The following is a 23,831-nucleotide window of genomic DNA, read 5'->3' as shown; positions in this document are numbered from 1 at the left end:
GGCTGCTTTCTCATGTGCGCCCATTACTTACCTGGAGTTAGCAATTCGATGGGACCTACATGAACGTTTATTTGATTCACACGTGGCAGTCCCACATTTTGGTCTTCAAATACTTGTTCATTATAATTAACAATAAAACGAGGGGATTCAACCTCCGTCTGGATATCAAAATTAAAGTTTGCAGATCCTGTCTCCTTCTTGACTTTGCCAACAACCGCATTGATAATCAAATCTCCTTTAGCAAAAAAGCCACCATCGAGTGAAAATATAGAGCCCACGCCGTACAACTCTGCCGTACTATCCGTATAAAAAAAGGCTCTTAATCTTGTAGCCTCATTTTTAAACTCTTCAACCCGGTTGATAAGTATAGCTCCCTTTGAGATCAATACAAGTTCTTTACTTCCGCTACCTGCAGTCGGTATTCCTGATATCGTGGCATCCACAATATCAGTTTTTCCAAGCACAAACATAGTAGAATCAAATTCAGCTTTTCCTCTGATATATAAATTCCCTGTCACCAGAATGTTACTTTGGATAATGGCCGTTGAATAACTATCTATTGTTAAATCACCGTTTACAATAAGCCAATGAGCCCCAGTGCTTAGATTAAGCTTAGAAGTATCCCTTATCTGATTTAACATAACTCCATCCAACTTTAGATTCCCTATAAAGATCGTGCTTCTCTCCAATCGCTCAAGGTTTTGCTTCAGTGATAGCTTCGCTTCTTCGAAAAGTCTATGTTTCTCCTGCTCCTTCTCTTCATCTGTATCACCAGTTGCAATGTCCTCAAAATCATCTAACATAGGCATCCATAAGGTGGAAATGCCCCCGGGTTGCTGAAGCGAGGTAATTAATCTTGTTCCTCTAGCAGTGGGTTCTTCACTACTATTAGATACAGCCGCTCCATAATATATATCGCTGAATAACTTCTTATTTCCAGCTGACCCTGAAGCTTCAGCAACTTTATCCAGAAAGGAATCTTCCACGTTCACTTGGACAAACGTCGTTTTCTTTTTGATCTTTGCCTTTTCAATAATCGTCTTCACCCTATTATCTAGTGAAGAATAGTCGGCATCATCAATTGTCGGTACCTTTTCAAATATATCCCCTGTTCTGGAATAAAGCAGATCGTTCATTGATTGGATATGTGCCTCTCCATCGATTAACGGAAATAGACTGCGTTTTTCCAACTCTGCGTTATGTTTATACTTAGCCACCTGGCTAACTTTTAATTGATTTCCAGCATAAATATTCCCCTGAATATATGGAGCGCCATTCAAATAGATCGTTCCCTCAGAACCCAATGAATAATTCAAAAAATCTGGGAATGTCGTAATCACAACCTTTTGTTGCAACGATCTTAACACGCCGTTCACTGTTGCATTGGCTTTAATCGCAACTACATGCTTACTACTTGTAGAACTGCCATCGAGAGTAATTCCCGTGATTTCATTGCTAGCTCCCTGTAAACTTGTATTGGTAACAAAAGCTCCTTTATTAGAATTGAGGCCCCTTAAAAACATCTCAATTTCTTGATCAAACTGTGCCTGAGTAGTATTACTACTAACTTGTATTTTCTGATTTAAATCTGCTGTAATATAAGCAATCGCCTCATCAATCGATTTCTGCGCTAAGTGAAGGCTCTGTACATCATTCTCACGAGTTTCTGCACGCCTCGCGCCTCCAATCGTAGCACTAAGCACTGTAACTCCCAAAATAGTGAGCAGTAGGACGATAAACATTACAAGTACCAAAGCCGACCCTCTTTCTGATCGGAGGCTTGCTCGCCTCAACATCTCTGTTCTCCTCCTAAAATCCAAATTGGCTTTCCAATTCCATTTTATCTGCATCATTTCCCTTATACTTTAATACCAGCTTAATCTGGATCAGACCGGAGTTGCAAAGCGAGGCTATATTACATGATCTACCATCTGATGTGGAAGCGGTTATGATAGAACCAGCCATTTTCGATTGTACCGCAAGAGGAGAACCAGACTCAGCCCCGCTTTCTTTGCCATTTATAACGACTTCATTTCCTGATACCCGAATTACACGCGGAGAACTCCCGTCTTTTATTAATTCAATTCCTCCAGAAATGTTTTGTAGCCGTTCAGGACTATATGTATAGAGTTCAGTAATAATAGAGGACATGATCAGATCCGCCTCGTCGCGTAAAGCATTCTGAATTGAGATTTTATGATAGCTTCGAAAGCCGTACATAGTAACTCCAGATATTAGGCCGACTATCATTGCAAATACAGTGAGTGCCGCAATTAATTCCACCAAGGTAAAACCTTGTTCCGACCTAAGTCTTTTAGCGGATTTTTTCATCAGTTATGTATCCCTCCAACATTACGTTATAAGCGGGCTGTTCATTATTTTCTACTCGTCTTACCTCAACTTTAACGGGTATTAAATAATCCTTTACAGCTGATTTATCAATTGGAGTAGTGGACGGATTATCGACTAATTCCGGTTGATAGATAATATTGATCTTATAACGGATATCGTTAACTGTTGGATTCAATACATTCGCCAAGGCTGTCATGTTTGAGAATAAATTACTATAGCTGCAGTTGACTAGGGTACACTCTTCAGCTTCTATCGCATCGTTCCCCTTCGTTATGAAATAATCCTTCATCTCCTTAAAATCCTGTTTCTCCACATAAAACAGCGCGTTTCGCGCCAGATTGACCATAATCGTCTTGTTTTGGTTCGATTTAGAGTAACTCATGGCGTTTGTAAAGTAAGACGTAAGTACCAGTGAAACTATCGATAAGATCACAATAGCGGCCAGCACTTCGATCAATGTAAATCCTTTTTCCTGCTTTAGGCCTGATTTCATCCTACTTTCTTCCTCCCGCCTACGAGAATGCTTTCATATTTGCACGTTTTTTCCTTATTTTTCTACTTCCATTATATTCTCTCATATCCAGCTACAGCAATCCTCAAAACCCTTATAATTCAGATATTTCTACAATATCTCTCACTTTTGCTCTGTGCTATCATTTGAAAAGAGAGGGGATGGATGAAATGGCTTTAATAGAGTGTAAATTTTATTCGGAAGTACTAGGATTGAATACCTCAATGACTGTAATTTTGCCGCAAAAAACAACCACACAAATCGGTATGAGCAACGTAACCAGGGGAGAACTACACCCTACGTTGTATTTGCTACATGGTTTGTCCGACGATGATTCGATCTGGCTTCGCCGGACTTCGATAGAACGATATGTAGCAGAGATGGGAATAGCTGTAGTTATGCCGAATGTGCATCGCAGTTTCTATACGGATATGGCTGTTGGCGGTCGTTATTGGACCTTTATTAGTGAGGAGTTGCCTATGCTTGCGCGCTCATTCTTCCCATTGTCAGATAAACGCGAGGATAACTTTGTAGCCGGGTTGTCGATGGGTGGTTACGGGGCGATCAAGCTGGGACTGCGTAAACCGGAGTCTTTTGCAGCGGCAGCGAGTCTGTCAGGAGCACTTGATATGGCGCATAATTTTATGAACGCGGAAGACCCTACCGTCAAAAGCAAAGAATACGAAATGATCTTCGGAACAGAAGATATCGTCGGAACACCCGAAGACCTGCTATGGCTGCTTGAGGAAGTGAACCGCTCCACGGGACCGAAACCAGCGCTGTATCAATGCTGTGGCACAGAAGATTTCCTGTACACAGATAACTTGAAATTTCGCGATGCCTGCCGAGCAACCTCCCTTGATTTCACCTACGATGAAGGTCCTGGCAACCATGAATGGGGTTATTGGGATGCCAAAATCCGCGATATATTAGCTTGGCTACCGTTGAGTAATAACTAGCTTCTTCTAATAGACAACAAAAAGGTGCAGCTATAAGCTACACCTTATTCTATACTACTCAGATTGCCCTCTCCGGAGGGTTATTTTATTTCTCGCTTAATTGCTTACCGTCCTTATAAGGATGCCGAAGGCAATTATGCTTATTTGGTGATTTTTTTAAATAATCCAGTCTGTTCTGTGATTCCTTTTTCAGCAGCAAATCTTTCAATACTGGATGCACCAAAGAATCCGTCTATACCTTCTGTCCGTTCAATTACGTACGCAGCATCTTCTGGTTCAGCAATCGGTCCACCGTGACAAATAACCATAATATCGGGATTTACTGCCTTTCCTGCTTTAATAATCGCTTCAATTCTTTCTACACAATCATCTAAAGTAAGAGCTGTCTTAGCTCCAATTGTACCCTTAGTAGTCAAGCCCATATGCGCCACCAAAATATCTGCGCCTGCTTCTGCCATAGCTTTAGCTTGTTCAGGATCAAATACATAAGGCGTTGTGAGCATATCCAATTCATGCGCCGCTCTAATCATATCTACTTCTAAACCATATCCCATCCCTGTCTCTTCCAGGTTCTGTCTGAATACGCCATCGATCAAACCAACGGTTGGGAAGTTTTGCACGCCGCTGAAACCTTGTTCCTTAAGTTGTTTTAAATAAACCTCCATCACTCTAAAAGGATCCGTTCCGCATACGCCTGCTAATACGGGAGTATTTTTCACAACAGGTAATACCTCAGAGCCCATTTCGACTACGATTTGGTTGGCATCTCCATAAGATAATAACCCCGCAAGTGATCCTCGGCCTGCCATTCTGTATCTTCCTGAATTATAAACAATCAGCATATCCGCTCCGCCAGCTTCACTGCTTTTTGCAGTAATCCCTGTGCCAGCCCCAACACCTAAAAGAATCTTTCCATTTGCTACTTCTTCTCTAAACTTCGCCATGATTTCGGTTCTTGTATTTTTGTTCATGTGTAACGCCTCCATTTAAATATTTATTTATCTTATAAAAGCCTTATTTGCTCATGAGATCTATTAGCTTCTGAGCTGCTGCTTCTGCAAACTCTACATCATTAATGGCACAATCCATCTCGATAACCTCGACAACATTTCTGTTCACACCATTTCTCAAGGTATCAAATAACATTTGATCTTCCTCTACGCCATAAAAAGCTTCCCCTGCAACATCAATGCCGGATATCCCTTTAAGAGGCAACATTAATACTGTTTTTTCTTTGGCCATATTTAATTTCTCGACAAGTTTTTTGCCGATGGCTTCATTTTCTTCTACCGTGGTTCTCATCAAAGTAACTGTAGGGTTATGCTTATAGAACTTATGCCCAGCAAATTTCTCGGGTACCGTATCATAAGGGCCAAAGTTACACATATCAAGCGCACCTACCGACACAACCTGTGGAATATGATGTTTTCCAGCAGCTTCTAACCGATGAGGTCCAGCATTTAGCACACCACCAATAATTTCGTCCGCCCATTCTGTTGTGGTCAGATCCAATACGCCTTCAATAAAACCAGCCTCGATTAGCGCTTCCATGGACTGGCCACCTACACCTGTTGCATGGAATACAAGCACTTCATATCCTCTAGCTTCAAGATAGTTACGGGCTACCGTCACACAGGGGGTTGTTACCCCAAACATTGTTGTAGCTACTAATGGTTTTTTCTCTATCACTTGTTTATTCTCAAATTTAAGCATACCAGCGATGGCGAAAGCTGCATTGGTAAAAATCTTTGTTGAAATGGAGTTCAGTCCAGCAACATCCACTACGGATGGCATCATGACAATATCACTAGTGCCTACATATGGAGCAGTATTCCCTGAAGCTACGGTCGAAACCATCACTTTTGGTACACCAATAGGCAATGCCCGCATACCAGGGGTTACAAGTGAAGTCCCTCCAGTGCCCCCAAAGGAGATAATTCCATCAAATTTGCCTTGCTTATATAATTCAGGTACTAATTTTTCCATACCTTTGGCTAATAATTCTGTTGCTAGTGCCCTATCTTTCTTGGCAACGAGCTCATCTATACTTACACCCGCGGCTGCTGCTACTTCTCGGTTAGAGATATCCGGTGTAAAGGTGGGTTCAAACACACCCGTATGAATCGTAAACGTACCTAGCTCCAAGCTTTCCAGCAAATTTTTAATGTAGAGATATTCTTCACCCTTGGTGTCAAAAGTTCCGGCAATGGCAATCGTCTTCATTTCTTCAACCTCCTCTTCAAATATCTACAACAAAAAAGCATGATCAACTTATGAGTTAATCATACTTCTTTGGTTTATCAATGAAAACGCTTTTATGTCTTATGTTTTTGTGTTTATGTTAGATTTATATTGTTTTGGAGAGAACCCTTTATACTTCTTAAACATTTTGCTAAACTGCGCATAGTCTTGGTACCCAACTAATGGTGCTAGCTCAGATAACTGGATAGGGTCTCTATGTAATATTTCCGCTGCCTTATCCATCCGAAATTGTACGAGATACGTTTGAAAGCTGCAGCCTACTTTTTTGGTAAACAAACTACTTAAGTAACTTCGGGATACATGGGCCACCTTAGCTAAATCTGCAAACAAGATCTCATTCATATAATTTTGAGCTACGTATTCTTTTACAAATTCAACATAATCATAGTGCTTTGTGATGCCGTCTAACATTTTGACCATAAAATCATCTTCATCCAACGTCCCCGACACTTTAAAAGCTTTGGTTATATTCGTAATGGACTTCTCCGAGGGAATTCTTTCAAAAGCAGAGCCCCCAATATACCCCATCAAGTTTTGATTATTACTGTACATATACTGCACATCAATTGGCGTTTTCACCGGACCACCATAAACCAATTTAATTAAATCTGGCTTTAGCTCATTGCATGTATTAAAAATCTTGTCCGCCTTAGCCTTGGCAGCTTCCAGCGAGAATACCTTCTTGGCTCCTAATAATCCCCCTTCGGTTAAGCCTAAATGTGCACAAATAATATCTGCTCCTGCCTCGATCATCTGAGCGGCTTGGATTTCGTCAAATACAAAAGCAATGGTAAACAAACCTTTTTCGTGTGCTATTCTTATAGCTTCTACTTCGAGTAGATAACCATTCCCCTCATCTTCGAGCGCTTCTCCAAATTGACCATCTATTAATCCAACCGTGGGGTAATTATTAATTCCGGAAAACCCCTTATTCTTTATTTCACTGATGTAGCTCTCCATATCTTTTGTCGGATCGGTTGCATTGAGTCCAAAAATAATAGGAATATCTCTTACCAAAGGTATGATCTCTCTAGACGCAAAGTCCATCACCATATCATTACTATTGCAAAATGGCAAAATCCCAGCGAGAGAGCTCCTCCCCATCTGCCGGAATTTCCCCGAGTTTAACATCAGAAGGAAATCTGCTCCACCCTGCTTCGCATACTTTGCCGTTATTCCAGCACCTGTGGCTACTCCAATAATATGATTCCCCAGTTCTAATTGCGATCCAAGCTCGTCTAGGATTTGCTCTCTACTCATACTTACGTGCCCTCCTATCCCTAATATAAGGATAACCGTAAAGAACACTGTGAATCCAGTTATGTTATAAGTAGAGCCCATTTAGATAAAAAAATCCCGCCTGCGACCTATAAAAGTCTGAGGCGAGATTTGGTATTGATACGGTTTACAATATAGCGTCACCGTGTTTTACAACCCATTCATTAGCTTCGTGCAGTGCCTGCTCCGCGCGTTCGATTGCAGCCTTCACCTGAACCGTGGCTGTGCCGCCATAAACGTTACGGGCGTTAACTACAGCTTCCGGTTGAAGAACAGCATAGATATTCTCGTCGAACAGCGGTGAGAATTGCATGAACTCTTCCAACGTCAGATCCAGCAGGAACTTGCCTTCGTTAATGCAGTAGAGCACGGTTTTTCCGATTACTTCATGTGCTTGGCGGAAAGGAAGACCTTTACCTACCAAAAAGTCGGCGATATCCGTTGCATTCGAGAAGTCCGTGTTCACGGCTTCACGCATACGTCCCTTGTTCACCTTCATGGTGGAGATCATCGGCGCGAACAATTGCAGTGCACCAGTCAGTGTAGTAACGGTATCGAACATGCCTTCTTTGTCTTCCTGCATATCCTTGTTGTACGCGAGTGGCAGTGATTTCAGTACGGTCAGCAAGCCAATCAGATTTCCGTAAACGCGGCCTGTTTTGCCCCGTACCAGTTCTGGTACGTCCGGGTTCTTCTTCTGCGGCATAATGCTGCTGCCTGTGCAGAAAGCATCATCCAGTTCCACAAAGCTGAACTCCGTGCTGCTCCACAACACCAGTTCCTCGCTGAGTCTGGATAGGTGAGTCATTACAAGCGCAGCATTTGCCAGAAACTCAACGATGAAGTCACGGTCGCTGACAGCATCCAGACTGTTCTCGTAAACACTGTCAAAGCCCAATTGCTCGGCCACAAAATGGCGATCGATCGGGAAGGTCGTTCCCGCAAGCGCTCCTGCTCCGAGTGGCAGAACGTTGATCCGTTTGTAGCTGTCCGTCAGACGTTCTGCATCGCGGCGGAACATGGAGACGTAAGCCAACAAGTGGTGAGCAAACAGGATCGGTTGTGCCCGTTGCAAATGCGTATAACCAGGGATGATCGTCTCCACATTGTCTTTGGCTTGCTCGATCAAAGCTTCCTGCAATTCATGCAGCAAGCTAACTAGCTCAACTACACGGCCCCGTAGGTAAAGGTGCATATCCGTTGCCACTTGATCATTACGGCTGCGTCCTGTGTGCAGCTTACCTCCGACTGGACCGATTTCCTCAATCAGATGTTTTTCAATATTCATATGGATGTCTTCATCCGCTACGGAGAAAACAACCTCTCCAGCGTTAACCTTGTCCAATACTTTGTTCAGACCTTGCTTAATGGTCTCCACATCTTCTTGTGGAAGGATTCCGCATTTGCCCAGCATTGTGACATGCGCCAGACTGCCTTGTACATCTTCTTTGGCCAAAGCCTTATCAAATCCAATGGAAGCCGTATACTCCTCCACCAGCTTGTTTGTTCCTTTAGTAAACCGTCCGCCCCAAAGCTTGCTCACCTGTAGTTTCCTCCTCTTGGACGCCAGAGGGCCGCTCCTATCCTGACGGGAGGAACGGCCTTCGGGTTGCCCGTTTAAGTTTATGTTATCGTTCTATTTCGAAGCTCCATTTACACCAGTAGAAACTTTAAGGCGCAATGCGTTCAAGTGGATAAAACCAGTTGCATCCCCTTGATCATAAGCTTGTGTAGGATCAGCTTCCATCGTTGCAATTTCAGGGTTGTACAGGCTGACTGGGCTCTTCACTCCAGCGCCGATGATGTTGCCTTTGTACAGTTTAAGACGAACAGTACCCGTTACATTTTGTTGGCTCTGTGTTACAAGAGCTTGCAGTGCGATACGCTCTGGAGCGAACCAGAAACCGTTATACACCAAAGTGCTGTAACGAGTGATCAGGCTGTCACGCAGGTTCATCACTTCACGGTCCATCGTGATGGACTCCATTTTGCGATGAGCGACAAATAGGATTGTTCCACCTGGAGTCTCATACACACCACGGCTCTTCATGCCGACAAAACGGTTCTCAACCATATCCACACGTCCGATACCGTGTTTACCGCCTAGCTCATTAAGTTTCTCCATCACTTGAAGTGGGTTTAAGGACTCACCATTCAGCGCTACGCAGTCTCCCTTAACGAAATCGAGTTCCAAATATTCCGCTTCATCCGGAGCATCCTCAGGAGCATTGCTCAGTAGGAACATTCCTTTGTTCTCAGGTGCACTTGGATCAAACCAAGGATCTTCCAATACGCCGCTCTCATAGCTGATGTGCAGCAGGTTACGGTCCATCGAATACGGCTTCGCCGCAGATGCTTGTACCGGAATATCATTAGCTTCCGCATAAGCGATCATTTCCGCACGACCCGGGAATTGATTGCGGAACTCTTCCAGACGCCAAGGTGCGATTACTTTAATGTTTGGTGCTAGAGCAGCTACGCCAAGCTCGAAACGCACTTGGTCGTTACCTTTACCTGTCGCGCCGTGCGCGATAGCCGTTGCGCCTTCAGCGATGGCGATATCCACCATACGCTTAGCGATCAGTGGACGAGCAATACTAGTTCCGAGCAAGTATTGGCCTTCGTAAAGCGCGCCGGATTGGAACATAGGGTAGATGAAGTCGCTAGCGAACTCATCGCGCAGATCATCGATGTATACTTTCGATGCGCCGGTTGCTAGTGCTTTTTCCTCCAAACCGTCGAGCTCTTCTTTTTGGCCGATATCGGCTGTGAAGGCGATGATCTCAGCATCATAAGTTTCTTTAAGCCATTTCAAAATAACAGATGTATCTAGTCCGCCGGAATAGGCGAGTACAATTTTTTCTTTAGCCATGGTGTGGCAACTTCCTTTCGTGTGGGGGGTATAAGATTCGCTTAAATGCGCTTATAGAACTCCGGTGATAAAGCGCAACTACGTGAAATGTTTGGACTTCCGGTCGCTGTTATAATCAGATTTCTATGATTGTAGTCTGCCTTCGCAGATGAAATCTGATTATAAAGGCGAACGCTAACGCTCCTACAGTTCCAAACTTTCACTTCATTGCTCCGCACCGGAATTCCAACGCTACTTATTAAGTTCATCTTATATAGTATTTTATATAATCTTAGACCAATATAAGTTCAATCCTAATTATCTATGATTCCTTAACTCATCAGCGCAGCCATTAAAGCCTTTTGCGCATGCAGGCGGTTCTCAGCCTGATCAAAGATGACCGAGTTAGGGCCGTCAATCACGCCTGTGCTGACCTCTTCCTCACGGTGGGCTGGCAGGCAGTGCAGGAAGAGATAATCGCTCTTCGCGCCTTTTACAAGCTCCTCATTGACCTGATAGTCCTTGAATGCCGCTTCACGCGCCTTTTGCTCCTCTTCGAAGCCCATGCTCGCCCACACATCGGTGTAGATGACGTCAACGTCTTGTACAGCATCTTGCGGGCTGTTAGTAACCACAATCGTAGCTCCGGTTTCTTTAGCGATCTCACGGGCTTCTGCTACAACTGCTGCATCCGGCTCATAACCTTCTGGTCCAGCGATTGATACATCAACACCCAGCTTGGCTCCACCAATCATCAAAGAATGCGCCATATTGTTGCCATCGCCGATGTAAGCCAGCTTCAGGCCTTTGAGCTTTCCTTTGTGCTCATAAATGGTTTGGTAATCCGCCAGCACTTGGCAAGGATGTGCCAGGTCGCTCAGACCGTTGATTACTGGAATAGAAGCATAACGAGCCAGATCCTCTACTTTGTCATGGCCGAAGGTACGGATCATAATTCCGTCGAGGTAACGTGACATTACTTGTGCTGTATCGCCAACCGTTTCACCGCGTCCAAGCTGAATGTCATTTTTGCTCAAGAAAAGGGCATGCCCTCCCAGCTGATACATTCCAACTTCAAACGACACGCGCGTACGAGTAGAGGATTTTTCAAAAATAAGACCAATCGTCTTTCCCTTCAGCGGCTGAAATTCTTCGCCATTTTTCTGCTTCTTCTTCAGCTCAATCGCTGAATCAATCAGATACGTAATTTCTTCCGGGCTGTAATCGTTCAGCTCCAGTAAATCACGGCCTTTCAGTTGCTGTGCAATGGTGTGCTTGTTACTCTGTACGCCCTGACTCATGAGCTTACCTCCCCGTTTGCTTGTTTAGCATAAGTATGAATGAGTTCGGAGACGATGTCTACCGCTTGGTCGATCTCCTCTTTACTTACATATAAATTAGGCAGCAGGCGAAGGACATTAGGACCCGCTGTCACGAACAACAGGCCTTTCTTTTGTCCAGCCAAAACAATATCGCCCACTGGTGATTGACATTCAATCCCGATCAACAGTCCTTTACCACGGATATCCTTCACAAAAGAACAGTCTGCCAGCTTCTCTTTCAAAAGACCTGTCAGGTATTTACCCATTTCCTCGGCGCGCTGTGGAAGCTCATCCTCCAGCATCGTCTCAATCGTCGCTGCCATAACCGCTGTTGCGAGCGGTGTTCCTCCGAAGGTGGACGCATGGCTGCCAGGTGAGAATGCTTCACGCAAATACCCTTTGCCAAGCATTAAGCCCGCTGGGAACCCACTAGCAATCCCTTTAGCCAAAGTGAAAATATCTGGTTCAATTCCATAATGCTGATGAGCGAACAGCTTGCCTGTGCGTCCCATTCCTGTTTGTACTTCATCTACTATGAGAAGCAATCCATGTTTCTTGCACAAGGCTACTACAGCGTTCAAGAACTCTGGTTCTACCTCTAGCACGCCACCCTCTGCAAGCACCATCTCCAGCATGATAGCAGCGGTATGATCACCGATAGCAGCTTCCAACGTCGGGAGATCATGCAAGGGCACAGTCTTGAAGCCTGCTGGAAGCGGAAGGAATCCTTCTTTTACCTTTTGCTGACCTGTAGCTGTTAGTGTGGCTAATGTACGTCCATGGAAGGATTGTTCAAATGTGATAACCTCATAACGATCCACACCTTTAATCTTCTGGTGGTAACGACGAGCCAGCTTAATAGCAGCCTCATTCGCTTCTGCCCCACTATTGCAGAAAAACACTTGATCAGCGCAGCTATTCTCTGTCAAAAGGTTTGCAACTTTGTCCTGTCCAGGAATATGGAACAGGTTCGAGACATGCCAGAGGGTATCGATCTGTTCCTTCAGCTTAGCACCGACTTTTTCAGGAGCATGACCTAGACTGGTCACAGCCAATCCACTTGTGAAATCAAGATACTTATTGCCCTTATCATCCCATACCCAGGTGCCCTTGCCTTTAACTAAGCTAAGATCATATCTGGCGTAAGAAGGGAATACCGCGCTCAGCTTGCCTGCTGCAACATCCGGTGTACCTGATCCTACTGTATCGGTCTGCTGTGCCCCTGCTTGCGAATCCAATTCCGCTTGTGTAAGCTTGCTCATTCTAAGTCACTCTCCCACCTTGTGCTCCTGTGTACCAGGCTGCACCTCTAATTGATATTCATCTATGATTCTACGAACGAATAATACGTGTGCCTATCGCTTCACCTTGTAGTACTCGGCTAAGCACCCGCGGTTCTTTTCCATCCACAATAATAACCTCTGAAACGCTGCCTTGAATGCAATCGATAGCTGCCCGTACTTTTGGGATCATGCCGCCGTAGATTTCTCCACTTTCAATTAAAGCTTCGATTTCCTGTACGGTAACGGATGGAAGCACAACCTTTCGACCCTCCACCGTACTCATAATGCCAGGCACATCTGTAACTACGATCATTTGGGGAGACTCTACATAAGAAGCGACTGCCCCTGCTGCTGTATCTGCGTTAATATTGTAGCGCTGACCTGCAGCATCTACACCGATAGGTGCAATGACAGGAATATATCCCATACCTATAATCCCTGTTACGATATCAGCTTTCACTTCCGTTACTTCGCCTACCAAACCTACTTCAGCGCTATTAGCTACGGGTCTAGCAGTAATCATATTTCCATCGATGCCGGATAGCCCTAGAGCTAGACCGCCACTTCCTTGAATTCGCCTTACAATCGCCTTGTTGATACTCCCTGCCAGCGTCATCTCTACGACATCTAGTACTGCCTCGGTGGTTACTCGCAGACCGTTCACGAAGCTGCTTTCAATGCCCAGCTTTACTAGATTCTCTGAAATGGCTGGCCCTCCGCCATGAACAATTACAGGCTGAATGCCTTCCTGCTGCAAATCTCGTAAATCTTCGAAAAAAGAATCAGGAAGAGCAGCCAGCGTACTACCTCCGCATTTCATCACAAACAATCCACTACCATCTAATGCATCTATAAGTTCAAGCTCGCTATTTAGCGTCATAAGTTCGGTATCCTTCCCTTGTGGACTTAAGCCGCCACAAATTAGGTACGGTATGCAGCGTTAATACGCACATAATCGTAAGTTAGGTCACAGCCCCAAGCTGTAGCCTTTCCGGTTCCATCATGCAAATCTACAGTGATCAGCACAGTTTCACTTTTTTGCAAATAGGCCAAAGCCTTCTCCTCATCAAAAGCAACCGGCTTCGAATGCAGTAGCACCTCGATATCACCTAACGAAATGTTCACACGCTCCGGCGATACTGGTACACCCGCGCGTCCAACCGCAGCAATGATCCTTCCCCAGTTCGCATCCGCTCCAAAAATAGCAGATTTCACTAGACTAGAACCCACCACTGTCTTGGCAATCGCTGCAGCAGCTTCGTCATGAACAGCACCATTCACTTGAACCTCAATCAGGTGGGTCGCACCTTCTCCATCACGTGCAATCGCCTTGGCAAGCGTCTGGCAGACATACGTGAATCCTGCGGCAAAAGCGTCCCAATCCGGATGCAGTCGGGTCAGCTTCTCATTACCTGCAAGCCCACTCGCCATCGACACTAACATATCATTCGTGCTTGTATCTCCATCAACTGTAATCATATTAAAAGTAACGTTCGTAGCAGAACGAAGTAGACTGTGTAAATCTTCCGCTGAAATATCAGCATCTGTAGTCATAAAACCGAGCATGGTAGCCATGTTAGGATGAATCATCCCGGAGCCCTTCGCAGCTCCAGCAATAATAACTTCTACACCGCCAACAAGCACCTTCACGGCAACCTCTTTTTTAACTAAATCAGTTGTAAGTATGGCCTGACAAAATTCTTCCGCTCCAGCAGCCCCACCGTCCAGCTTCTCTGGTATTGCAGCAATACCGCTACGTACGCAATCCATCTTCAGCAGCTCACCGATCACACCAGTCGAGGCGACAGCAACATCATTAACCTCTACACCCAAATGTTGAGCCGCAGCAGCGCGCATCTCATAAGCATCGGCCTCGCCTTGTTCACCTGTGCAGGCATTAGCATTCCCGCTGTTCACGACTACCGCCTGCAACGTTCCGTTCACAAGACTTTCTCGCGTCACCTTCAGAGGAGCCGCCTGAAAAACATTTGTCGTATACACGGCAGCAGCCGTAGCTGGAACCTCACAAAGAATCACTCCGAGATCGTTGCGGTCTGTTTTTTTCAATCCACAGTGCAGTCCTCCGGACTTAAATCCTTTAGGTGAAGTAATGCTTCCACCTTCCAAGGTAGTAAATAATTCAATCTCGCTCATGTTATTTGTACCGCTGATCCTTATGGATACACAGGTGTGTAGCCGAGGCCAAGGGTTTCCTCCCATCCCATCATCAAATTAAGGTTCTGTATTGCCTGACCTGCCGCACCTTTTACAACGTTATCAATGACGGAGACTATGGTCACCCGCCCTGTACGAGCATCTGTCGCGAATCCGATATCACAATAATTAGAGCCGCTAACTTCTTTTGTCGCTGGAATCACACCTACATCGCGCACCCGCACATAAGGTCTGCCCGCATAATATTCACGATATAAATTCACAAAATCCTGCTCCGTATAATTGCCCGTCATTCCAGCATACATCGTACTCATAATTCCTCTGCTCATAGGCACGAGATGTGTGGTGAACGTTACGGTTACCTTTTCTCCAGCAATCTCCGTGAGTGTCTGCTCGATTTCTGGTATATGTTGATGTTTATTTATTTTATAAGTTTTTAAGTTCTCGTTTATCTCTGCATAATGCACCATCAGGCTCGTTCCGCGTCCTGCTCCGGTAACCCCGGATTTGGCATCAATAATAATACTGTCATGCTTAATCCAGCCTGCCTGAATCGCAGGAATTAGTCCAAGAAGTGTAGCCGTAGGATAACAGCCTGGATTAGATATAAAATCAACCCCGGCCACACGCTCTCCGAACACCTCGCAAAGTCCGTACACAGCTTGTTCTAGGTACTCATCAGCAGGAGCTGTATGTTTGTACCAGTGCTCATACTCTGCGCCATCCTTCAATCGGAAATCACCGGATAGATCTACGACCTTAAGTCCAACTTCCAGCAGCTGCGGCACCAGCTTTGCACTTACACCAGACGGCGTAGCCGTAAAAACCACATCCGCCCGCTCAGCCATCTGCGCCGGATCAACGCCATCCAGCCTTCGGTCAATAATGCCCGTCAAATGAGGAAACCCTTCCTCTATCGCATCCCCTGCACTAGATGAGGAAATTACCGAAGTAATTTCTACTTTAGGATGACTTTGTAGTAACCGAATCAGCTCTACGCCTCCATAACCCGTTGATCCAACAATCGCCGCCCTCAGCTTGCCTTCCACTGTCATCCCCACTTCCTGCTTATCATGAATATATTATTTAATATAATGCATACCGTCTTAGAAATATGTATTATTATACATCCCTATTAATATAAATACAACATAATATGTGAACTTTATTCATCCTAAATATAACCTCATTTAGAAAAAAAGAGAAGCGTCACCTCCCCTGTAGGAGAGATTACGCTTCTCTTTTAAATCCTTCGCCTAACACTTCATGTGCTTCGGTAATAATAACAAATGCACTTGTATCTACGGATTGAACAATCGCCTTTAGCCTTGATACTTCATTCTGACCTACCACAACCATCAGAACAGTACGTGCATCTCCAGTGTACCCGCCATGTGCGTCCAGCTTTGTCAGACCACGATCCAGATCATTTAATATCGCCGCAGATATTTCATCTGTCTTGTCCGAGATAATATAAGCAACCTTCGTATAACGGAAGCCTACTTCTATTGCATTAATGGCCTTACCTGTAACAAACAATCCGATCAGCGCATACAGCGCCTGCTCCATGCCGAGTATAAATGCAGCCAGCACAATAACCGTCCCGTCCAGCAATACAACGGAAACCGAGAAGCTGAGACCAGATATCTTTTGAATGATCTGCGCCAAAATCGTAAGTCCACCTGTTGAGCCCCGTCCGCGGAATACAACGCCAAGTCCCACCCCCACACAGATACCGCCATAAATGGAGGCTAAAAGTGGATTGGTTGTAGGTGCAGGCAAATCTTTTGTCAACAAGATAAATAGCGGCAACACAAAGCTTCCGAGCAATGAGCGAACGCCGTATTGTTTCCCCAGGAAGATTACTCCTAGTACAAACAATGGAATATTAAGCGCCCACTGTGTAAATGCCGGTTCAGCCCCAAACCAAGCTTCAGCCAATACTGAAAGACCCGATACACCACCAGAAGCTATATGATTAGGCAGAAAAAAAAGATTAAACCCCAGTGCCGTGATTAGCGAACCGATCAGAATAAGCGTTGTATCCACCACATGACGGACGGGTCCATTCAGTGGAATCAGCGGGGGTTTATTACGAGAATTGATTTTTTGCATTTCATGGCGCTCCTTAAAGTGTCATCTTGCTCTACGTAAGAAGAAACGGCTATTCCATCCATATTAAAGAATGGTATCCGTTTCCCCTAAAAAAATATAAAGATAAAGTATGGAGTAAGCTTATACTTTCCTATATTCCCGAAAAAACCCCTTAATCCGCCTCAACCTTGATCTGGCTACGCAAGTACCCATCAATGAATGCGTCCAGGTCTCCGTCCATCACTGCACCCACATTACCTGTTTCCACGGAAGTACGGTGATCCTTGACCATGTTATACGGATGGAATACATAGGAACGAATCTGACTGCCCCAAGCGATTTCGGATTGCTCGCCGCGAATCTCATCCAATTGCTGCTGCTGCTCTTGCAGCTTGCGTTCATAAAGCTTGGAACGCAGCATCTTCATCGCTTGTTCCCGGTTCTTGATCTGTGAACGTTCGTTCTGGCAGGTTACCACTACGCCCGACGGCAAGTGAGTAATCCGTACCGCAGAGTCCGTGGTATTGATATGCTGTCCACCGGCGCCACTCGCACGATACGTATCGATCTTAAGATCCTCAGTCCGAATCTCAACTTCTACATCATCCGTAATTTCCGGAACGACATCACAGGACACAAAAGAGGTATGGCGTCTACCCGAAGAGTCAAACGGAGAAATCCGCACTAGTCGATGGACACCCTTCTCAGCTTTTAAATATCCATATACGTTGAAGCCCTTGATAAGCAGTGTAACACTCTTAATTCCTGCTTCATCACCCGGTAAATAATCGAGCACTTCAACCTTAAATCCACGTTTCTCAGCCCAACGTGTGTACATACGCAGCAACATCTGTCCCCAGTCTTGGGATTCTGTTCCGCCTGCACCCGGATGAAGCTCAAGAATAGCATTTAACTTGTCGTACGGTTGGTTAAGCAGCAATTGCAGCTCGAATTCATCCACTTTACTGCCTAGGCTACGGATCGTCTCTCCGATTTCTGTTGCCAGATCCTCATCGCCCTCTTCATCCGCAAGCTCTGCCATCATCGCAGCATCATCGTATTCCTGCTGAAGCTTCTCGTATTGATCTACGGAAGATTTCACAGCGTTCATCTCAGCGATTACACTCTGCGCTTGCTCACTATTATCCCAGAATCCTGGAGCCGCCATTTTCTCTTCAAAGTTAGAAATCATCTCTTGCTTAAGATCTAAGTCAAAGAGACCCCCTAAGGTCAGTTAGTTTCTTGCCTATTTCACGCAGATCCTGCTTTACATTTGGTTCTATCATAGGTCACTTCACCTTTCAAAATGGGTTGTTACGGTCTTCGCTATTGGAAAGTTAGTAATGAGTGAATGTTCAGCCATTCCGAGAAGGATTGGACTTCCGATCGCTGTTGTTTCCAGATTCCTTGAATTGATAACCGCATAGCGGTTGGAATCTCGAAACAAAGGCGAACACTCCGTTTCTACAGTTCCAAACCTTCTCTCCATTCCAAATTCACTCAAGTGCTAAAGATCCAAAAAAGCGACTGGGCCGTAAACGGGGGATACCCCCGGGCCCAGCCGCTCTTTATGGTTAGTATACCCATAGAGATCAGGGTTAAAGACTTACATCTTCAACACCTGAATATGAGCGCTACTAAACGTTTGTCTTATGCGTTTTGACCGTGGCAATTCTTGTACTTCTTGCCGCTTCCGCAAGGGCAAAGATCATTACGGCCAGTCACAGCCTCAACATGAACCGGACGTTTCTCAACAGGTTCGCTGTTTGTAGAGATCTTGTCTTCATCAATAACGGATTGACGTTCCTGATTCGCCTCGATGTGAGCCTTCATAATATAAGTAGCTACTTCTTCTTGAATCGTAGCAGTCATAGTATTAAACATCTCAAAGCCTTCGAATTGATATTCACGAAGTGGATCCGTACCACCGTAAGCACGCAAGTGAATCCCTTGACGTAATTGATCCATTGCATCAATATGATCCATCCATTTGCTATCTACGGAACGAAGCACGATTACCTTCTCGAATTCACGTACGAGTTCTGAACCCAGACGTTCTTCACGTGCAGCATATTTCTCAAGCACACGTTCGAAAATAAACTCGATGATCTCCTCAGCTTCCTTACCCCATAGAATATCACGGGTCAAAGCACCTTCTTCAAGCAGCTTGCTGTTTACGTAATCAGCAACTTCTTGCAGTTCCCAGTTCTCAGGAATATCATCGCTGCAGTGTGCTAGAACGATACGCTCAATTACTGGCTTGATCATTTCAAGCACGACATCTTTAATATTATCAGACTCCAGAATCTCACGGCGTTGTTTATAAATAATTTCACGCTGCTGATTCATCACGTCATCATATTGCAATACGACTTTACGGATATCAAAGTTATTGCCTTCAACACGTTTCTGAGCAGATTCAACCGCACGTGTGATCATGCGGCTCTCAATCGGCTGATCTTCCTCGAATCCGAGACGATCCATCATAGTCAGAACGTTGTCAGCGCCAAAACGCTTCATAAGCTCATCGCCAAGCGACAAGTAGAATTGTGTAGAACCAGGGTCACCTTGACGACCCGCACGACCGCGCAGCTGGTTATCAATCCGGCGCGATTCATGACGCTCTGTACCAATGATATGCAGACCTCCAAGATCTGTCACACCTTCACCAAGAACGATGTCCGTACCACGTCCAGCCATGTTGGTAGCAATCGTAACTGTACCTGGCTGACCTGCATGGGTAATGATTTCTGCTTCCGCAGCGTGATGCTTCGCGTTAAGCACTTGGTGTCTAACACCTTTGCGCTTCAGCATTTCAGATACGAGCTCTGAATTCTCGATCGACACTGTACCAACCAGTACCGGCTGGTTCTTTTTGTGACGCTCTACAATTTCTTCCACAACAGCCTTGAACTTACCGTTCTCACTCTTGTAGACCACATCCGGCATATCTACACGCTGATTTGGTTTGTTCGTAGGAACTTGAAGAACTTCAAGACCATAAATCTTCTTGAACTCCTCTTCCTCAGTCTTCGCTGTACCTGTCATACCACCGAGTTTACGATACATACGGAAGTAGTTCTGGAATGTGATTGTTGCAAGAGTCATACTCTCATTCTGTACTTCGATTTCTTCCTTCGCTTCAATCGCTTGGTGCAGCCCATCGCTATAGCGACGACCTGACATTAGACGTCCTGTAAATTCATCAACAATAACGACCTCACCCTCGTTTACAACGTAATCTACGTCACGACGCATAATTACATTTGCTTTTAGGGCTTGGACGATATGGTGATTCAAAGTTACATGACTGTGATCATACAAGTTCTCAATACCAAAAGCGCGCTCAGCAGTAGCCACACCTTTTTCAGTCAAGGCTACAGACTTCACCTTAATATCAACTGTGTAGTCTTCTTCAGCCTTAAGCTTTTTCACGAAACGGTCTGCTGAAAAATACAATTCTGTAGACTTCTCAGCTTGTCCGGAAATAATAAGAGGTGTACGTGCTTCATCAATAAGAATAGAGTCCACTTCATCAATAATACAGAAATACAGAGGGCGCTGAACCATTTGCTCTTTATAAAGCACCATGTTGTCACGCAAATAATCAAAACCAAATTCGTTGTTTGTGCCATACGTAATATCGCAGGCATAAGCAGCTTGTTTATCAGCATGGTCCATACCGCTCAGGTTAACCCCAACCGTCATGCCCAGGAAGTTATAGATTTGTGCCATTTGTGCGCTGTCGCGCTGAGCCAAATAGTCATTGACCGTTACTACGTGTACGCCTTTACCTAGCAAAGCATTCAAATACACTGGCAATGTACCTACTAGTGTCTTACCTTCACCAGTTTTCATCTCGGAGATTCGGCCTTCATGCAGAGCCATACCACCAATTAACTGCACATCAAAATGCCGCATACCAAGTGTCCGCTTGGAAGCTTCACGTACGGTTGCAAATGCCTCAGGAAGAATTTCTTCCAGAGTTTCGCCTTTCTCAATACGGGCACGGAATTCTGCTGTCTTAGCTTGTAACTGTTCATCAGATAGCTTTACAAATTCCGGTTCCAATCCATTAATTACATCGACTGTCTTCATGAGACGTTTAACGTCACGATCGTTGGTGTCTCCGAATATTTTCTTTACAAGTCCTAGCATGGTTAACCCCTTTCATGCAACACAGATGGTGGAACCGAGCCCATCCTCACAAAATTGAAAGGGCCATTTATAAATTCGATTCCGCTGCTTCATAAATTGTAACAGTTTGTAAGAGATGCCGCAATACAAGGTGTATCAGCCACATTTTTCAAATATAGTCGCTTATACGCACAAGAGCCCTATTCGCTACAAGCGAATAGGGGCTCGGTTTAAATTTCTTAGGTTCTGACTAACTCTCGAGGCCCTTTATACTTAGAGCATAATTGGCATCATTGTATCTTAGCCCTGTTCAATCAGTCCATATTTACCATCATCACGTTTGTAAACTACGCTTACTTCCGAGGTGTCGATATTGGAAAACACAAAGAAATTATGTCCCACCATGTTCATTTGAAGTATTGCTTCTTCCACATCCATCGGCTTCATTGTAAAGCGTTTGTTCCGCACAACTTCTAAATCATCATAATCTTGTTCTTCTACAGCAACAGCGGTACTAGCTCCATCCACAAACAGCGTCTTCAGTCCCTCTTGACGGAACTTACGATTGATCTTCGTTTTGTGTTTGCGAATTTGACGTTCCAGCTTGTCCACAACGGCATCTATGGAAGCATACATGTCATCGCTGCGATCTTCCGCACGAAGCGTCACGCCAGCAAGCGGAATGGTTACTTCCACCATATGAAGGCCGCGAACTACGCCAAGCGTCACAGACCCTTCAGAGGTAGGGGGTGCTTCGAAATACTTCTCAAGTTTGCTGAGCTTCTTATCAACATACTCTCTCAAAGCGTCGGTCACGTCAATTTGTTGACCTCGAATGGTGAATTGCATGGCCACTCCTCCTTTAGTTACACCTTCATTATACCAAATTGTTAAGGCTAAGTAAAAAGTAATTCCTTACAGCCCTTACAATTAGATAACAAATATTGTCGTAGTGTTCACAAATAAAACAAGTCCGGTAAGAGCAACTATTCGCCTCACCGGACCAAGAGTAAACCTGTCGTTATTATAGTACGAATTCCATTCTTATATTCCCAAACTGAGACAGTATAAGATTAAGTTACTTAGTATGAATTTGGATGATTTCTACAGGTGACAATTGTGTACCTGATCCTGTAATAAGGTATACCTTATAAGCAGTTTTAGCTGACAATCCAGTCAAAGTTTGTGTATATTTTACGCCTGGAGTAATGGAAGGTGTGCCGGTCCATGGTGCATTCAATGCAGCACCTGTACTATCCTGCCCCGCAGCAATCTGTGCTGCGCTAGGCGCTTTTTCATTTGCCGGCAATACTACATATCTTACCGGTGTTGGAGCGCCACCAGTCACGCCATATTTAACATATACATCTGCTGTAACTGTACCTACTTGTCCTGGTTCAAAAAGCGTAATCGAGTTTGCTGTTGCCTGAGCAGTAGTTAATCGGACGGTAGTTACATCAGAAAGATTACCTGAAGCATCAGCTACCGCAATATAAGTCGCATACTCCGTACCAGGATTCAATCCGTAAACCGAGAATGTAACCTTTGTCTTAGCTACAGTAGCAGCGCTACCATGATACACGCCTGCAGTTCCGTCACTAAGTTGTCCTTTTTCTACTTGCAGGGCACTTGGTACACTTACATTAGTAGTATAAGGAGCTACAACATAGTACACAGCACCCGTTACGGAAGGAGTTAGGTACACATCAGCTGTTACCGAACCAACGTTACCATAGGTTGCCCCAGATACGGTTGGTTTTGTTTCATTTCCTCCACCGTTATCGCCGCCAGATCCACCACCGCTGCCTCCACCTGTACTACCACCAGGGGTAGCTGTTGGGGTTGGTGTAGCTGTTGGTGTCGGAGTAGCCGTTGGCGTTGGGGTAGGAACTACTCCACCACCTGTACCACTACCTGGATAATAGATGACTGAGGTATTGATGATACCTACAGCCTCTGCACGTGTTAACGATCTCTTAGGACCGAAGGTTCCGTCCGGATAACCGTTAATGATCTTCTTATCCGCTGCAGCGGCTACTGCACCTTTTGCCCATGCTGCAATTTGTGCATTGTCTTTAAATTTGCTAGTAGTGCTATTAGTACTCAATTTAAGTAATTTCGCAGCCATTACTGCTGCCTCTTGTCTTGTGAGCGGACTATTAGGACGGAACGTATTGTCCTCGTATCCTCCGATATAGCCAGCTTCCACGGCTTTAGCCACTTCACTGTAGTTCCAGTTTGTGCTTTTCATATCTTTAAAGCTTACAGTTGCTTTTTCTTTAAAACCGAACAGACGATTTACCAGAGTCACATACTCTCCACGTGTAATTGCCTTGTTGGGTTTAACTGTACCGTCTGGGTATCCTCCAAGGTATCCACTATCTAACCATTCCTGTAGCTGAGCTTGGGCCCAGTGACCTTGAATATCCTTAGGTACGGAGGCGGCAGATACGCTGCCAAGAGATCCTAATAACATACTAACTCCTAAAACTCCGGTCATAAGACCGCGCAACTTCTTTTTCATCCTGCTAATCATCCTCCTAAAAGTTTTGATAGCGTAGGCTATATGAATCTCTTCTTGGAAGTATTGGCCTAGGCTAACATAGT

The 23,831-nt window shown here is 44.9% G+C and carries 19 protein-coding genes; 1 reads left to right on the top strand and 18 read right to left on the bottom strand.

The window, feature by feature from the left end:
- Nucleotides 1-23: 23 nt before the first annotated feature.
- The 3 genes from ACQKMP_RS17560 to ACQKMP_RS17550 are packed head-to-tail and all read right to left on the bottom strand — an operon-like array spanning nucleotide 24 to nucleotide 2,845.
- Nucleotides 24-1,796: a hypothetical protein gene (locus ACQKMP_RS17560; RefSeq protein WP_427470173.1), complete on the bottom strand. Its 1,773-nt coding sequence runs from the start codon at nucleotides 1,794-1,796 to the stop codon at nucleotides 24-26.
- Nucleotides 1,797-1,809: 13 nt separating this feature from the next.
- Nucleotides 1,810-2,331: a PulJ/GspJ family protein gene (locus ACQKMP_RS17555; RefSeq protein WP_427470171.1), complete on the bottom strand. Its 522-nt coding sequence runs from the start codon at nucleotides 2,329-2,331 to the stop codon at nucleotides 1,810-1,812.
- On the bottom strand, nucleotides 2,315-2,845 hold the full coding sequence (locus ACQKMP_RS17550) for a type IV pilus modification PilV family protein (RefSeq protein ID WP_427470169.1): 531 nt from the start codon (nucleotides 2,843-2,845) through the stop codon (nucleotides 2,315-2,317). Before ACQKMP_RS17550 ends, ACQKMP_RS17555 begins: the two co-directional genes overlap by 17 nt.
- Before the next feature lie 188 nt (nucleotides 2,846-3,033).
- Here ACQKMP_RS17550 and ACQKMP_RS17545 point away from each other — a divergent pair, with 188 nt between their 5' ends.
- On the top strand, nucleotides 3,034-3,822 hold the full coding sequence (locus ACQKMP_RS17545) for an alpha/beta hydrolase (protein ID WP_427470167.1): 789 nt from the start codon (nucleotides 3,034-3,036) through the stop codon (nucleotides 3,820-3,822).
- A gap of 140 nt (nucleotides 3,823-3,962) precedes the next feature.
- Here the strand turns inward: ACQKMP_RS17545 and ACQKMP_RS17540 are convergent, their stop codons facing one another.
- From ACQKMP_RS17540 to ACQKMP_RS17470, 15 genes are all read right to left on the bottom strand, one after another.
- Entirely contained in the window at nucleotides 3,963-4,793 is an 831-nt protein-coding gene (locus ACQKMP_RS17540) for a phosphoenolpyruvate hydrolase family protein (RefSeq protein ID WP_076297888.1), read from the bottom strand.
- A gap of 43 nt (nucleotides 4,794-4,836) precedes the next feature.
- Entirely contained in the window at nucleotides 4,837-6,045 is a 1,209-nt protein-coding gene (locus ACQKMP_RS17535; protein ID WP_427470165.1) for a Tm-1-like ATP-binding domain-containing protein, read from the bottom strand.
- Nucleotides 6,046-6,144: 99 nt separating this feature from the next.
- Nucleotides 6,145-7,344: a phosphoenolpyruvate hydrolase family protein gene (locus ACQKMP_RS17530; protein ID WP_379424767.1), complete on the bottom strand. Its 1,200-nt coding sequence runs from the start codon at nucleotides 7,342-7,344 to the stop codon at nucleotides 6,145-6,147.
- 145 nt (nucleotides 7,345-7,489) lie between these two features.
- The gene (argH, locus tag ACQKMP_RS17525; RefSeq protein ID WP_076285684.1) at nucleotides 7,490-8,905 is read right to left on the bottom strand and encodes an argininosuccinate lyase; all 1,416 of its coding nucleotides are present in this window, start codon (nucleotides 8,903-8,905) and stop codon (nucleotides 7,490-7,492) included.
- Nucleotides 8,906-8,998: 93 nt separating this feature from the next.
- Nucleotides 8,999-10,234, bottom strand: a complete 1,236-nt coding sequence (locus ACQKMP_RS17520; protein ID WP_042192353.1) for an argininosuccinate synthase — start codon at nucleotides 10,232-10,234, stop codon at nucleotides 8,999-9,001.
- A gap of 311 nt (nucleotides 10,235-10,545) precedes the next feature.
- The gene (gene argF / locus ACQKMP_RS17515) at nucleotides 10,546-11,514 is read right to left on the bottom strand and encodes an ornithine carbamoyltransferase (RefSeq protein ID WP_379424766.1); all 969 of its coding nucleotides are present in this window, start codon (nucleotides 11,512-11,514) and stop codon (nucleotides 10,546-10,548) included.
- On the bottom strand, nucleotides 11,511-12,797 hold the full coding sequence (locus ACQKMP_RS17510) for an aspartate aminotransferase family protein (protein WP_427470162.1): 1,287 nt from the start codon (nucleotides 12,795-12,797) through the stop codon (nucleotides 11,511-11,513). Before ACQKMP_RS17510 ends, argF begins: the two co-directional genes overlap by 4 nt.
- A gap of 70 nt (nucleotides 12,798-12,867) precedes the next feature.
- Nucleotides 12,868-13,698, bottom strand: coding sequence for an acetylglutamate kinase (gene argB, locus ACQKMP_RS17505; protein WP_427470160.1), 831 nt, complete (start codon nucleotides 13,696-13,698; stop codon nucleotides 12,868-12,870).
- A 41-nt stretch (nucleotides 13,699-13,739) separates the two neighbouring features.
- Nucleotides 13,740-14,972 carry a bifunctional ornithine acetyltransferase/N-acetylglutamate synthase gene (argJ, locus tag ACQKMP_RS17500; protein ID WP_341126672.1) on the bottom strand — a complete coding sequence of 411 codons (1,233 nt, stop codon included), beginning with the start codon at nucleotides 14,970-14,972 and terminating at the stop codon, nucleotides 13,740-13,742.
- 20 nt (nucleotides 14,973-14,992) lie between these two features.
- The gene (gene argC / locus ACQKMP_RS17495) at nucleotides 14,993-16,048 is read right to left on the bottom strand and encodes an N-acetyl-gamma-glutamyl-phosphate reductase (RefSeq protein ID WP_076285680.1); all 1,056 of its coding nucleotides are present in this window, start codon (nucleotides 16,046-16,048) and stop codon (nucleotides 14,993-14,995) included.
- Between the two features lie 175 nt (nucleotides 16,049-16,223).
- Nucleotides 16,224-17,108, bottom strand: a complete 885-nt coding sequence (locus ACQKMP_RS17490; protein ID WP_427470158.1) for a YitT family protein — start codon at nucleotides 17,106-17,108, stop codon at nucleotides 16,224-16,226.
- A 151-nt stretch (nucleotides 17,109-17,259) separates the two neighbouring features.
- Nucleotides 17,260-18,373, bottom strand: a protein-coding gene (prfB, locus tag ACQKMP_RS17485; RefSeq protein WP_143759238.1) for a peptide chain release factor 2 whose coding sequence is annotated in 2 segments (ribosomal slippage) — nucleotides 17,260-18,300 and nucleotides 18,302-18,373 — 1,113 coding nt in all. Because the reading frame shifts where the segments join, the coding sequence is not laid out codon by codon here.
- A gap of 364 nt (nucleotides 18,374-18,737) precedes the next feature.
- Complete coding sequence (gene secA, locus ACQKMP_RS17480; protein ID WP_042192370.1) at nucleotides 18,738-21,245, bottom strand: preprotein translocase subunit SecA; 2,508 nt, start codon at nucleotides 21,243-21,245, stop codon at nucleotides 18,738-18,740.
- A gap of 279 nt (nucleotides 21,246-21,524) precedes the next feature.
- Entirely contained in the window at nucleotides 21,525-22,073 is a 549-nt protein-coding gene (hpf, locus tag ACQKMP_RS17475) for a ribosome hibernation-promoting factor, HPF/YfiA family (protein ID WP_427470156.1), read from the bottom strand.
- Nucleotides 22,074-22,302: 229 nt separating this feature from the next.
- Nucleotides 22,303-23,748: an S-layer homology domain-containing protein gene (locus ACQKMP_RS17470; RefSeq protein WP_427470155.1), complete on the bottom strand. Its 1,446-nt coding sequence runs from the start codon at nucleotides 23,746-23,748 to the stop codon at nucleotides 22,303-22,305.
- Between the last annotated feature and the right edge of the window lie 83 nt (nucleotides 23,749-23,831).

This window comes from Paenibacillus sp. NPDC101420 (assembly GCF_050277435.1).
Lineage (GTDB): Bacteria > Bacillota > Bacilli > Paenibacillales > Paenibacillaceae > Paenibacillus_AQ.
The sequence above is the reverse complement of the archived record's forward strand: the minus strand, read 5'-3'. Positions and strand labels throughout refer to the sequence as shown.

Bases quoted from the DNA above. Each gene is read 5' to 3' on its own strand.
- ACQKMP_RS17560 (WP_427470173.1), bottom strand. From the start codon at position 1,796: ATGTTGAGGCGAGCAAGCCTCCGATCAGAAAGAGGGTCGGCTTTGGTA.
- ACQKMP_RS17555 (WP_427470171.1), bottom strand. From the start codon at position 2,331: ATGAAAAAATCCGCTAAAAGACTTAGGTCGGAACAAGGTTTTACCTTG.
- ACQKMP_RS17550 (WP_427470169.1), bottom strand. From the start codon at position 2,845: ATGAAATCAGGCCTAAAGCAGGAAAAAGGATTTACATTGATCGAAGTG.
- ACQKMP_RS17545 (WP_427470167.1), top strand. From the start codon at position 3,034: ATGGCTTTAATAGAGTGTAAATTTTATTCGGAAGTACTAGGATTGAAT.
- ACQKMP_RS17540 (WP_076297888.1), bottom strand. From the start codon at position 4,793: ATGAACAAAAATACAAGAACCGAAATCATGGCGAAGTTTAGAGAAGAA.
- ACQKMP_RS17535 (WP_427470165.1), bottom strand. From the start codon at position 6,045: ATGAAGACGATTGCCATTGCCGGAACTTTTGACACCAAGGGTGAAGAA.
- ACQKMP_RS17530 (WP_379424767.1), bottom strand. From the start codon at position 7,344: ATGAGTAGAGAGCAAATCCTAGACGAGCTTGGATCGCAATTAGAACTG.
- ACQKMP_RS17520 (WP_042192353.1), bottom strand. From the start codon at position 10,234: ATGGCTAAAGAAAAAATTGTACTCGCCTATTCCGGCGGACTAGATACA.
- argF (WP_379424766.1), bottom strand. From the start codon at position 11,514: ATGAGTCAGGGCGTACAGAGTAACAAGCACACCATTGCACAGCAACTG.
- ACQKMP_RS17510 (WP_427470162.1), bottom strand. From the start codon at position 12,797: ATGAGCAAGCTTACACAAGCGGAATTGGATTCGCAAGCAGGGGCACAG.
- argB (WP_427470160.1), bottom strand. From the start codon at position 13,698: ATGACGCTAAATAGCGAGCTTGAACTTATAGATGCATTAGATGGTAGT.
- argJ (WP_341126672.1), bottom strand. From the start codon at position 14,972: ATGAGCGAGATTGAATTATTTACTACCTTGGAAGGTGGAAGCATTACT.
- argC (WP_076285680.1), bottom strand. From the start codon at position 16,048: ATGACAGTGGAAGGCAAGCTGAGGGCGGCGATTGTTGGATCAACGGGT.
- ACQKMP_RS17490 (WP_427470158.1), bottom strand. From the start codon at position 17,108: ATGCAAAAAATCAATTCTCGTAATAAACCCCCGCTGATTCCACTGAAT.
- secA (WP_042192370.1), bottom strand. From the start codon at position 21,245: ATGCTAGGACTTGTAAAGAAAATATTCGGAGACACCAACGATCGTGAC.
- hpf (WP_427470156.1), bottom strand. From the start codon at position 22,073: ATGCAATTCACCATTCGAGGTCAACAAATTGACGTGACCGACGCTTTG.
- ACQKMP_RS17470 (WP_427470155.1), bottom strand. From the start codon at position 23,748: ATGAAAAAGAAGTTGCGCGGTCTTATGACCGGAGTTTTAGGAGTTAGT.